The organism is Virgibacillus sp. LDC-1 (assembly GCF_030137545.1).
GTDB lineage: Bacteria > Bacillota > Bacilli > Bacillales > Amphibacillaceae > LDC-1.
On record NZ_JARUVL010000005.1, the window covers coordinates 149,939 to 162,246 of the forward strand.

The window sequence follows — 12,308 nt, forward strand, 5'->3', positions numbered from 1 at the left end:
ACGGAATAAAAAAAGAGAAACCTTTTTAATACTTATTCGTATTACATTTTAATGAACTAATAGGAGAGAAAGTTTACACGTGCATTCCTTAGATGCATGACAACTAAAGATAGAAAGGACGATTACATGGAAACGATGCTATCTGTAAAGGATTTAGAGAAGTCCTTTAAAGACAAACAAGTACTAAAAAGAGTATCCTTTGATGTACATAAAGGAGAAATCATGGCGATTCTTGGGCCAAACGGAGCTGGTAAATCTACGACCATTCGTAATATTATGGGAATCATGTACCCTGATGCTGGAACAATTTCATTTCAAAACCACGCAGACATCCCACGACATAAGATTGGCTATTTACCAGAGGAACGTGGTCTATACAAAAATGTGAAAGTAATGGATATCCTGCTTTATCTTGCTGAGCTAAAAAATTATCCACTACATAAAGCAAAGGAACGTGCATTAGCTTACTTAAAGAAATTCGACTTAGAAGGAAAGGAAAATGTAAATGTTGAAGAGCTTTCAAAAGGAATGAGCCAAAAGGTTCAATTTATTTCTTCTATCCTCCATGAACCAGAGCTGCTTATTTTAGATGAACCATTTTCCGGACTCGACCCAGTAAGTCAAGACCTATTCAAGGAAGAAATCCGTTCCCTTGCAGATCAAGGAACAGCGATTTTATTATCCTCGCACCAAATGAATCTGGTAGAAGAAATGTGTGACCGATTATTTATGATTCAACGCGGACAAAAAGTTATCTACGGAACATTAGATGATGTGAAAACAGAATATGCCAGCTTTAAATGCACTATTCGTGGGAAAAATGAGCTTTCTGCCTTTGAACAAATACCTGAGGTGCGCCGAATTGATCAGAAAGAAGATGCAACCATTTTACATTTATCTAAAAACACACATCCAGCAACATGGTTAAAAAGTTTACCTGATCATTTAACAATCCAAGAACTACGTATCGATCGTATATCTTTACACGAAATTTTCATTGATATTGCTACAGATAAAAATTTACTACAGGAAGCAGGTGAAATACATGCATAATGCAATGAAGGTAGCAAAGTGGGAAATAAAGCGCAATTTAAAAAATAAATCATTTTTAATTGGTTTATTTTTAACACCAATTCTATTTTTTGGATTTATGCTTATTGGTAGCCTATTTGGTGATGACTCTGGTGAATCAGCTGTAACTACACATGTTTATGTCCATGATGAATTAGGGGTTTATGAAGCAATTGAGGCGACTGCTCGGCAGCATGAATTTGATTGGAAGATTCAAGCCACCGATATTGCAGAGAAAGACATTCAAAAAGAGCTAATAGAATCAGAAAATACCGCTTATCTTTATTTCGATGATCGTGCATATTCAGAGGGAGTAATTCCTGTTTATGCAAGCGAGGAAATGAGTCCTTTTTTTATGAATCAAGTACAAGTATTAGAAGCACCCGTTAAAGCATTACAGATGAAAAAGCTTGGACTTAGTGATGAACAGCTTGCTGCTGTTACGACGGGGATCGTTTTTGACGAAACTATCGCAACAACGGAAACAGATGGAAATGGCGAGACGGCTGAAAGTGGTTCTTTAGGCGAAGATCCATTAGAACAATTCGTCCCTGGCTTATTTGCTGGAATCATTTTATTATCAATCGTCTTTGCTGGCATGTATATTTTTCAAAGTGCCTCACAGGAAAAAAAGGATAAGATCGCCGAAATTATTCTTTCCTCGGTGACACCTGGTGAATTAATGCAAGGGAAAATCATTGGCTACTTTGTATTAGGCATTGTGCAGGCCGTTGTATTTCTAGGTTTTGCGCTACCATTTGCGATTATTAAACTTGAAATACCTGTATTCGAGTATTTATTCGTTCCAGAAACATTACTTCTCGTTTCCATTGCGGTGCTTGGATATTTACTTTTCTCTTCTATTTTCGTTGGAATAGGAGCGACAATGGCAGATATGAGCTCTGCTGGTCAATTCCAAGGATTTGTTATGATGTTGCCATTCCTACCATTTGTATTTATAGGACCTGTGTTAAGTGATCCAAGTGGAATCGTCGCTCAGGTTGGTACCTATATCCCGTTTACTGCACCTGGTGTTCTACTACTTCGCTTAACCGTACTAGATGTATGGCCATGGATGCAAATCGGTATTTCACTAGTGATTTTATTGGTAAGTATTTGGATATTTATGAAACTAGCAGGAAAAATATTCAAAGTTGGTATTTTAATGTATGGTAAAAATGCGTCTCCAAAGGAAATGTTGAAATGGCTACGAGCGTAAGCGTACAAAAGCACCTCACTTAAAAGTGAAGGTGCTTTTATACTTATGATGATATTACGATGAATCTCTCTTATATGTTCTTATCTTTCTTCATTATTTGCATTGCTAATACAACAGCACTAACACCTGCCGTTAGCTTCCCCACAATCATTGCAAACACCATTTCCTTCTCTATTCCCGCGACAAATCCGAGATGACTACCAAATACAAATGCACCGCTTACAGCAAAAGCAACATTAATTACTTTTCCACGTGGCTCCATATCCTTTAAAATTGCGAGCATTGGAATATTATGCGCAAGTGATGCGACAAGACCAGTTGTCGACGTATCATCAATTCTTAAAAGCGCACCGATTTTTGCGAGGGCTTTTTGCATTCCCTTCTGAATAAACGCAACCATCGGAAACGCCCCTGCAAGAAATACAGCAATTTGACCGACGATAAGCACACCTTCGCTTAATGGCGCCATATTTGGAATAAGCACATAGCCTGTTAACGTTTCTACAATAATTGCGGTTAATCCAATAATGGCTACAATCTCAACAAGTCTCCCAAAAAGAGAAAAGCCTGTAATCATTCGTTGAGGCTTTTTCCATAGCCCAAGTGCAATCAACAACGAAAACAAAATCGTTGGCGCAAGATTTTTCAAAATCATTTCCAGACTAAGCTGTCCAACTAGACCACCTATTAAGCTTCCAATTGGTACAGTAATCAACCCAATAAGAATGCCTTTTGCAAAGTATGGATGATCCTCTTTACGAATAATTCCTAGTGCGACTGGAATGGTAAACACAATGGTTGGTCCCATCATTGTTCCGAGAAAAACCCATGAGAACACCTCTGAATCATGGCTTAATGCCATTTCCTTCGCTAATGCATATCCGCCCATATCAATTGCCAAAATCGTGTTTGCAAAAGCAGCTGGATCCGCACCAATCATACGATAAAACGGAGTAATCATCGGCGTTAAAATCGAAGCGAGCACAGGAGCTAACGAAATAATACCAACCATTGCTACCATGAGCGGCCCCATTGCTTGGAAACCCTCGATAAACCGCTCCCCTAACCCAAACTTATTTCCGATTATTTTATCGATTGCCCCTAAGCAAAGAAATATTACTACGATATAAACAATGATGTCGTTAATTCCCATATTACTACTCCGTTTCTAGATTTTTAAACTTATCATACCATATGTGGCCTATTTTTTAGGTGACTTTTTCAATGGACTTCTATCACAGATTTCTAGCTTTCTATTTTTTGAATGCATGTATATCTCCTTCTTTTTCTGGACATGCTAGTTTACTAGTTTACAAATTTAATAGGAAGGATAGGAGATAACTCATGAAAAAATTGTTTAACCGACCGATAACGATTGTTAGCCTCCTGTTGTTTTTGTTCTTTTTATTTCTGCCTATATCAACAGCTCATGCAGCAGATGGTCAGCTATATGAGGTAAATACAGGGCAGCTTAACATGCGAATAGAACCTTCTAATGGAGCAACAATCGTTGGCCAATTACTTGATGGTAGTAGATTAACTGTATTTGAAGAGCAGCAAGGCTGGGTAAAAACGTTTTTCCAAGGCAAGCCTGTGTGGGTAGCAAAGGATTATCTTACTGTTATTACCCAGGAAGACAAGGAAGAAGATCAAAAGGATATGAAAGAGAACGAAAGCAGTCCCAATAAAGATTCGAAACAAAACGGAAGCTTATCCACACCGCAAAAAGATAAGCCTTCTTCTGAAAAAGAAGAAACAGCGGACACTGTCATTGATACGCCCTTTTTACCTGATGAGCCTTTCGTTCGAATACCCAAAAATATTGAAAAGACAATGGAACCAAGAAAGGTGAAAATCTCTGAAAATGCCATCACCATATCTGGTAATAGATTAGCTGGATTTGAAATTGTCCTAGATGCTGGACATGGTGGAAAGGATGCTGGTGCTGTTAGCAATCGTGTATTTGAAAAAGATTTAACCTTACAAGCAGCACAAAAAGTCGCCGATCACTTAAAGAAAGAAGGCGCTTCGGTAATGCTAACCCGTTCCACTGATTCTTTTATTTCACTAGAGGAACGTGTACAAAAAAGCAATGCAAGTAATGCGGATGCATTTATAAGTATCCATTTTGATGCCTTTCCTAAAAATAACGTCGGTGGAATTAGCACACACTATTATCATGCACAGCGAGACTATAAATTTGCCAAAATGATTCACAGCGCTGTGATTAAAAATACAGATAGAAATAATCGCAATGTAAGGCAATCTGACTATCTCGTATTACGAGATAGCACTATACCTGCCGTACTTCTTGAACTCGGATTTATGACAAATCAGAATGACCTTGAAGCAATTCAAACTGCTTCATATCAAGATCAAATAGCAAAAGCAATTGCAGAAGGGTTAAATCAATATTTTCAAAATGAGTAATGGTGTAACTTTAAGCTGTCTAAACAAACGCGTTCCAGATCTGTTTAGACAGCTTGTTTTTATTTTTGTAAATATGCTTCATTTTTTACACTTGGCATAAATCATACTTAAAATATCGTTGAATTGGTATGTTTCTACGAGAAAGCCATGATGCTCAAACCAGCTAACAAGCAGGGCTTGATTCGCATAATATTCATCCTCAATCGATTCAACCGCTACCGTATTGCCCCTTTCTCGATAGCCTTCTAATACTTTATGGCGATGTACCTCATCTACCAACATTAAATCAGCAATGCAAATTTGTCCAAAAGGTTTTAATACACGTGTCATTTCTTCAAGAGCAAGTAGCTTTTCTTCGTCCGGGAGATGGTGGAGCGCATAGCTCGATACAATGACATCAATCTGATTATCTATAATAGGAAGTATAAGAAAATGTCCTTTGCGACATTCTATTTCTGGATGCTTTTCTTTACATTTTTCGAGCATTTTCTCTGATTGATCTACACCGATTACCTTCATATCATACGATAAAAATCGGGAACCAAGATTGCCTGTACCGATACCAATATCCAAACAGGTTGCCTCCCGCCCCTTTTGAACGATGTTTTCTACCATGGCTAAAGCCGCTTCATAGCCTTCATGCACATTAAATACGTGCCCTTCTGTTTTAATACGTTGATCATACTTATGCGCTTGCCCATCAAAATTCCACCGATCTGTCCACTGATAGCGAATTTCTTTTATTTTTTTCAAGTGAGCTGCCAATGGATAAAGCGCTTGATAAGAAAATTCGGTTGAACTCGTTCGAGTAATCATTTCATCTAACGTTTCTAGCATATCTTTCATCTCTACCCATTTTTCAAGTAATGCCGTGCGCTGGATTTCCAAATGCTCTTGCAGCGTCATCTCCGGCTTTTCTAATATTACTTTAATTTGTTTTATAGGCATCCCAACCTCTCGCAGTGCCGTAATTGTAGTTAGCTGGAGTACATCCTCTTCTGAGAAAACTCGGTAATCATTTTCTGGTTTTTTCGCCGGCTGTATCAACCCTTGTTTTTCATAAAAACGAATGGTTCTTGCTGAAATGTTCAATTCTTTTGCAACTTCTTTTATTTGCATGGTGAATCCCTCCTCCCACTCAGTCTAAACCTTAACGTAAGTAGAATGTAAAGTGTAATTTTAAACAAGGACTCGTTTCCAAATAAACGTATATTTATTTATGTCTATCCGTTATTGGAAGAAAACATACTGCAAGCTAGTGAATCAAGTTATTGTCATGCTGCCTCTTCAATTCTATTTTTGTAAATTTAGACCTTTGCTTTTATAAGGTTGATTGTTTGGTATCAGGTAGGAAATTGTAATTTTGGGATATAATAAATGTTCTTAAACAAGCAGGAGGATTTAACTAATAGGGTTGCCAACAAACAACACAAAAAATTCTCGAAGGTTTTATTATCAGATATTTGTTTTGCTTTTGTGCACCATACCTTTGTTGGATGGTTTGCAAGGAAATGCAAAGGAGCAGTCTGAAGGCAGGAGTTAATAAAAACTTACAAATGAAAATAAACAACACTTGCTGCAAGATGAAAGATTAATAGACTAAACCGCTATAAGGATTGAGCGAAAATACAAATAAACCACTCAAAAATATAATAAGAAAACGGAGTAAAGGTTTTGAATAGCTATACATAGAGGTCATCCTTGTTTAATTAGAATGGCCTCTGTTTTTTATTTTCAGCCGGTTATATAGCCACCATTCACTTCTTTTTTAACACTTTAGGGTCGGGGGACAGACCCATTTTATAGCCTAGACAGCACTCTCGGTTTGATGGGGAGGCGTTTGGTGATGTCGCAGTCGGTATTAAAGATTTCATCAGGTGTGCCCGTCGCGGTAATTTTTCCTTTTCTTAAAATAACAATGCGATCAGCAATCGCTTGGGCATCTTCTTGATCATGGGTGACAAATATCGACGTGACACCAGTTGTTTTTAAAATCGTGCGTAATTCTTCTCTAATTCTAATTTGTAAGTCGGCATCAAGGTTACTAAATGGTTCGTCAAAAAGTAATAATTTCGGATTTGGAGCCAGGGCACGTGCTAAAGCGACTCGTTGCTGCTGACCACCACTTAACTCATAAGGATAACGTTTTTCATAGCCATTAAGATCAATGAGTTCAAGTACGTCTTTCAATCGTTCTTTTTTCTCTTTCCGTGACCATTTGACCAAGCCAAACATTATATTTTCTTCCACTGTCATATGAGGAAATAGCGCGTAATCTTGAAAGACCATTCCAATATCTCGTTTTTCAGGTTGCACAAATTTCGATGGACTGCACATACAGTCATCGCCAACCATAAACGTTCCTTTTGTTGGTATTTCTAGACCTGCAATCAATCGTAGTAACGAACTTTTACCACTACCTGATTCACCCAATATCGTGGTTATGTCACCTTTATTAATGGTTAAGTTGAACGCATCGATCGTGAAATCACTTGCGTTTGGATATTTGAAATGTAGATCGCGAATTTGAATAAACATCAGCTTACACCCTTTCTAAGACATAATGGAAAACGTAAATCGAAACAGCACTTATGATAATAATTAAAATCGATGGAATGGCAGCTTCGTGAATCATCTCATTTGTTGCATAAGTAAAGGCGTTGGTTGCTAGCGTTTCAAAATTAAATGGCCTTAAAATTAATGTTAATGGTAGTTCTTTTAGTATATCGATAAACGCCAGAATGAAACCGCTAAAAATGGCGCCTCGAATCATTTTGATATCAACTTTAAAAAATGACTGTGTCACATTGTTGCCGAGCATGCGTGAAGCTTCTGTGAATTTTGTGCCAATTCGTTCAAAACCAGCATCAACGGAATTGTATGCAACGGCTAAATATCGTATGATATAGGCAAAAACGAGCATAAAGATACTTGTGCTTAAGATGTAAGAGGATACCCAGCCCCATTGGTAAATTTTTGCATCAATACCCGTTACAAGGGTTACGATGCCCACTGCAATAACTGCTCCAGGTATAGAATAACCTAAAATCGTTACTTTAGGAAAGAGCTTTGCCATTAAGCCGCGATGGAGCCGTGAAAAGTTACTAATCACAACAGCCATAATGGTAATAACTGTCGCCGCTACAAAAGCAACAAAAACGGTATTTCGGATGATCGTCAAAAATTCTTGAGAAAACAGTTGATTATACGTTAAAACAGCCCAAGCCATTAATTGGATGAAAGGGATAATAAAAGCAATGGCAAAGATAAACATACAGTAACCAAACGCGAGCCATTTTTTGCGTCCTTTTAACGCAATCGGCTGTAATAATTTTACTTTTGTCGTCGTAAAACTGAATCGTTTTCGTCCTCGTAATAGTCGCTCGAGTAGGAGAAGCCCTAAAATGATAAACATAAGGGAACCCGATAATTTGATTGCAGAGTTGAGATCCCCGAATCCAAACCACGTCTGAAAAATCGCCGTCGTAAATGTTTGGATACCAAAATATTTCACCACACCATAATCATTGAGGACTTCTAAAATGACCAAACTTACCCCCGCCACAATGGATGCTCTGGCAATTGGGAGAACAATTTTAAAATAAATGCGCCAAGATCCACTTCCTAATAAGCGTGCATTTTCAATTAAAGAAGTAGATTGTCTAGCCAAAAAAGCTTTCGTGATCGTAAAAACATACGGGTATAGGCATATAACAAATATAAAAATTGCGCCTGGCATATTCATGATATTAAAGAATTGTTGATTGACCGTGACGTCAAACTGGTTTCTTAAGGTGGTTTGAATGACGCCTGTGTAATTTAAAATACCATGATACGTATAAGCGCCAATATAGGGAGGGATAGCGAGCGGTAAAATCATCCCCCACTGAAAAAAACCACGTAACGGAAAATCATAGGCGGAAATTAGCCACGCTAAGCTAGAGCCAATGATCGCCGTCAATAAACCGACAACTAAAACAAGCAGCGATGAATTCATGATATAGGTGTTGAGCATATACTCTTTTATGTGGGCCCAATTGTCATTTGACTCATGGAAAAATTGTAATATGATGGATATGTTAGGTAGTATGATGAGGATAATAAATACGAAGCTAAATATCATCCATCCGTTTATGCTACTTTTCATGTTTCTAATCCAGTTCAACTGTTTCACGCCTTTCAGATCTTGACACTGTTTCCTTAACAAAACATCTGTATCGAATGATTTACTTCTTTCAAATGTTTAAATATAGTCAAAAATAGAAGCTGACAAAACCACTTCCAATTATGTGTGAAAATACTTATACAATGCAAGCTTTTTACATGAGAGCTTCATATATTAGTACGCTACTTTTTTAAATAAATCTGCTCTTTTTATGGCATGAACTTCTACTGAAATGAACAAACCGCATGAAATCAAGTGTTTATACTGGACTTCATGCGATTTCACATGGATGTTTTGTTTTATGAATTTCAAAATTTTCTTATTTCCAACCAACCTCGTTAAAGATTTTTACAGCTTCTGTATTGTTTTCACCTAAAATAGATAGGTTAATATCCTGTTCTTTAAAGTCGCCCCATTGTTTAAGCGTTTCGTCAGGTTCAACATTCGGGTTGACTGGATATTCATAGTTAGCACTGGCAAATTGTGCTTGTACGTCTTCTGATGATAAAAATTCAATTAGCTTCACTGCGTTTTCTTTGTTTCGCGCTTGCTTGGTAATGCCAATACCACTAACATTTACGTGGGTTCCAGTTGTATCTTGATTAGGAAAGAAAACCTCTAACTGCTTTGCCACATTCACTTCTGCCTCATCTGCTGAATTTAACATTCCACCAAGGTAATAAGTGTTCATAACGGCAATATCTCCTTCGCCAGCGGCAACGCCTTTCGCTTGGTCTCGATCGCCACCTTGTGGGTCACGCGCCATATTTGCTACAATCGCTTCTGCCCACGTTTTTGCTTCATCGCGGCCGTTTAAATCGATAAAGGAAGCTAAAAGAGATTGGTTATAGATGTTTTCTGATGACCGAATCAGAATACGACCTTCCCACTTTGGATCAGTTAAGTCTTCGTAAGTAGATAATTCATTTAGGTCCACACGGTCTTTATGATAGACGATAACACGGGCCCGTTTCGTTAAGCCAAACCATTCGTTATCCGCATCACGTAAATTTTCTGGAATATTTTTGTTTAATACATCGTTTTCCACACTCTGTAATAAGCCTTGCTCTTTTGCACGATGGAGACGTCCCGCATCAGCTGTGTAGAATAAATCAGCTGTTTGATCACCTTCACGCTTCATCCGTTCGATTAACTCATCTGCACTTCCTTCAATAACATTCACTTTGATGCCTGTTTTCTCTTCAAATTGGTTATAAAGCTCATCGTCAATATCATAATGCCGACTTGTGTAAAGGTTTACTTCTTCACTGCTAGCATCATTCTTGTTTTTACTATCATCACTAGTGTCTTCTTGGTTGCCACAAGCGGATAACAAGACGATTAAGAAAATGAAACTGAAGAAAAAAATCGTTTTACGCATGTTATGTAACCCCTTTTTATATTGATTTTATTGAGAACGATTATCATTACAACTCATATTATTATTGATAACGATTCTCAAGTCAAGCGTTTTTTAATAAAATATGTAAAACAAGTATGAGTCATGCGTCATCGGAACTAGTAGTCCTGAACTTCCTCTAAGGGGAAGAATATTTTTTAAAGGTCGGTTTTTTAAGAGGTAATAAATAATGTACGATGAGCGTGAGCTGCAAAAAATCATTGCAGAAAAAAAGAAATGAAAGGTAACTAAACTTTCACTTCTTCCGTTGCATTCATTTGTTGCGCATCCTTTTTCTCGTAAGTATCGGTGATAAGTAGCCTTTAGCCGATGGATGCGTAGTGTTATTTGGACCATAAATAGTCTGTGTTTTCTTATGATATTTCAACTTTTATATTAGATTTCTCCACAATATCGGAACTAATTACCATTCGCGTTCCATCTTCTTATAGATCATCAAAGCCGTTTAAATCACTTGTTTTCGTATATTGTCTCGATTTCTGTTCAAAGAAATCTGTCTTCGTTCCATCAAAATTATCAACATATGCTCGAATCCACTTCATTGGATTGTCGACATGTTCTGAATACACTTCATCTAATCCCATCATACGAAGCATTTTATTTGCCCGATATTTAATATAGCCTGCCATCTCGTCTAGGTCGATTCCATCTACATCTGCTAACACATATGAAGACCACTCAATTTCAAGTTCAACAGATTGTTGAAAATGGTCGTATACCCAGTTAACAAATTCAGGCGTATTGTGGTCTGGATGCTCTGCCAATGTCGCACGAAACAGTTCCGCGATAAAACGACCATGCTCTAATTCATCTCGGTTAATATAACTAATCATCGTAGACGTACCAACCATTTTATTGTTACGAGCTAAATTATAGAAAAAGGCAAAACCAGAGTAAAAAAACATTCCTTCTAACAAGGCAGTATAAACTAAAGTTTTCAATATATTTTCCAATGAAGGCTCTTCAACAAAAGCGTTATATTGTGCCATTAAATGCTCGTTTCGCTTCAGCAATACTGGATCCTTTCTGCCAAGCTGAAACGATTCATTTTGCTCGTCCAATGATACAACAGAGGAAAGCACATAAGAATAGCTTTCGTTATGCACGGCCTCTTGCTGAGCAATTACCGCCATAATAGATTGCACGGATGGATCTGTTGCATACAAGGATAGCAGCAACGCTGTTCTTGTTTGCGGTGCATCTAATGTAGACAAAAGCCCGATTATTTTCAAATATGCGTCACGTTCTTCCGCTGATAAAGCAGAAAATTGCTTGACGTCGCTCGACATATTCACCTCGTCAGCCTGCCAATAATTACCTACGAGTCGTTTGTACATTTTATACCAATGTGGATATGCAATATCATTCCAATTTAAAATCCCGCTCGATTCTCCGCCAAATAAACCTGTTGATTTATTCGGGTTACGCGGCTCTAATGTTTTTGCACGATCAAGCAAAAGCTTTGGCATTTTCAAGAACCCCTTCCAACCAATTAACAATTTTCAATTCCTGATTTCCTCGTGGAGATTGTTCAATTTTTAATCCTGGCCACTTACTTTCATAAAAGCGCACTAGCTTGTCCACTGCTAGACAAAATAGGTCATCTCCACCAAACTGTGTATCTCCTGTTCCAAATACAGCTACATTTTCTGGCTTGTAGCCAATTTCTGCTACAAAGTCCTTTACTTCATCAGGCGTACTGCCTTGATCCCACGTAAATGTACCGATAAAAATGAAATCATAATCAGAAGGAAAGACAGGAGGATCGATGCCAATTCGATGCATCGATACTGCTAGTCCATCCATTGTTAGCCTATTCGCAATGAAATCTGCTACTTCTTCTGTATTTCCGCTGTATGATAAATAAGCTACCAACGCTCTCAACGTGAGCCCTCCTCATATAATAATCCAGGCATCGATTTTGAGCCTAATTATTCTGAACCCTATTCAAGCATACAAAGGGTTATAAATCCAATACCTTTCCCTACAGGCGGATGCTGTCA

10 protein-coding genes are annotated in these 12,308 nt (G+C 37.8%); 3 read left to right on the forward strand and 7 right to left on the reverse strand.

All coding sequences use genetic code 11. The annotated features are described in order from the left end of the window. Positions 1-126 precede the first annotated feature (126 nt). Positions 127-1,053: an ABC transporter ATP-binding protein gene (locus QBK89_RS06600; RefSeq protein WP_284140235.1), complete on the forward strand. Its 927-nt coding sequence runs from the start codon at positions 127-129 to the stop codon at positions 1,051-1,053. Then, positions 1,046-2,290 carry an ABC transporter permease gene (locus QBK89_RS06605; protein WP_284140236.1) on the forward strand — a complete coding sequence of 415 codons (1,245 nt, stop codon included), beginning with the start codon at positions 1,046-1,048 and terminating at the stop codon, positions 2,288-2,290. The genes QBK89_RS06600 and QBK89_RS06605 overlap by 8 nt, the downstream gene beginning before the upstream one ends. Before the next feature lie 70 nt (positions 2,291-2,360). Here the strand turns inward: QBK89_RS06605 and eutH are convergent, their stop codons facing one another. After that, positions 2,361-3,443 (reverse strand): ethanolamine utilization protein EutH, encoded by a 1,083-nt coding sequence (gene eutH / locus QBK89_RS06610; protein WP_284140237.1) that lies wholly within the window; start codon positions 3,441-3,443, stop codon positions 2,361-2,363. Between the two features lie 191 nt (positions 3,444-3,634). Between eutH and QBK89_RS06615 the strand changes: the two genes are divergently transcribed. Next, positions 3,635-4,720, forward strand: coding sequence for an N-acetylmuramoyl-L-alanine amidase family protein (locus QBK89_RS06615; RefSeq protein WP_284140238.1), 1,086 nt, complete (start codon positions 3,635-3,637; stop codon positions 4,718-4,720). Positions 4,721-4,798: 78 nt separating this feature from the next. Here QBK89_RS06615 and QBK89_RS06620 read toward each other — a convergent pair whose 3' ends face one another. The 6 genes from QBK89_RS06620 to QBK89_RS06645 all read right to left on the reverse strand — a co-directional run bounded on the left by QBK89_RS06620 (position 4,799) and on the right by QBK89_RS06645 (position 12,189). Continuing rightward, complete coding sequence (locus tag QBK89_RS06620; RefSeq protein WP_284140239.1) at positions 4,799-5,839, reverse strand: MerR family transcriptional regulator; 1,041 nt, start codon at positions 5,837-5,839, stop codon at positions 4,799-4,801. A gap of 681 nt (positions 5,840-6,520) precedes the next feature. Next, positions 6,521-7,258 (reverse strand): ABC transporter ATP-binding protein, encoded by a 738-nt coding sequence (locus tag QBK89_RS06625; protein ID WP_284140240.1) that lies wholly within the window; start codon positions 7,256-7,258, stop codon positions 6,521-6,523. A gap of 4 nt (positions 7,259-7,262) precedes the next feature. Further along, the gene (locus tag QBK89_RS06630; RefSeq protein ID WP_481937825.1) at positions 7,263-8,843 is read right to left on the reverse strand and encodes an ABC transporter permease; all 1,581 of its coding nucleotides are present in this window, start codon (positions 8,841-8,843) and stop codon (positions 7,263-7,265) included. 361 nt (positions 8,844-9,204) lie between these two features. Continuing rightward, entirely contained in the window at positions 9,205-10,266 is a 1,062-nt protein-coding gene (locus tag QBK89_RS06635) for a Fe(3+) ABC transporter substrate-binding protein (protein ID WP_284140242.1), read from the reverse strand. Between the two features lie 464 nt (positions 10,267-10,730). Beyond that, the gene (locus tag QBK89_RS06640; protein WP_284140243.1) at positions 10,731-11,774 is read right to left on the reverse strand and encodes a ribonucleotide-diphosphate reductase subunit beta; all 1,044 of its coding nucleotides are present in this window, start codon (positions 11,772-11,774) and stop codon (positions 10,731-10,733) included. Further along, complete coding sequence (locus tag QBK89_RS06645; protein WP_284140244.1) at positions 11,755-12,189, reverse strand: flavodoxin; 435 nt, start codon at positions 12,187-12,189, stop codon at positions 11,755-11,757. The genes QBK89_RS06640 and QBK89_RS06645 overlap by 20 nt, the downstream gene beginning before the upstream one ends. Positions 12,190-12,308 lie beyond the last annotated feature (119 nt).

What these genes read in the sequence shown, in the direction of transcription:
- QBK89_RS06600 (WP_284140235.1), top strand. Translation starts at nt 127, where the DNA reads ATGGAAACGATGCTATCTGTAAAGGATTTAGAGAAGTCCTTTAAAGAC.
- QBK89_RS06605 (WP_284140236.1), top strand. Translation starts at nt 1,046, where the DNA reads ATGCATAATGCAATGAAGGTAGCAAAGTGGGAAATAAAGCGCAATTTA.
- eutH (WP_284140237.1), bottom strand. Translation starts at nt 3,443, where the DNA reads ATGGGAATTAACGACATCATTGTTTATATCGTAGTAATATTTCTTTGC.
- QBK89_RS06615 (WP_284140238.1), top strand. Translation starts at nt 3,635, where the DNA reads ATGAAAAAATTGTTTAACCGACCGATAACGATTGTTAGCCTCCTGTTG.
- QBK89_RS06620 (WP_284140239.1), bottom strand. Translation starts at nt 5,839, where the DNA reads ATGCAAATAAAAGAAGTTGCAAAAGAATTGAACATTTCAGCAAGAACC.
- QBK89_RS06625 (WP_284140240.1), bottom strand. Translation starts at nt 7,258, where the DNA reads ATGTTTATTCAAATTCGCGATCTACATTTCAAATATCCAAACGCAAGT.
- QBK89_RS06630 (WP_481937825.1), bottom strand. Translation starts at nt 8,843, where the DNA reads ATGATATTTAGCTTCGTATTTATTATCCTCATCATACTACCTAACATA.
- QBK89_RS06635 (WP_284140242.1), bottom strand. Translation starts at nt 10,266, where the DNA reads ATGCGTAAAACGATTTTTTTCTTCAGTTTCATTTTCTTAATCGTCTTG.
- QBK89_RS06640 (WP_284140243.1), bottom strand. Translation starts at nt 11,774, where the DNA reads ATGCCAAAGCTTTTGCTTGATCGTGCAAAAACATTAGAGCCGCGTAAC.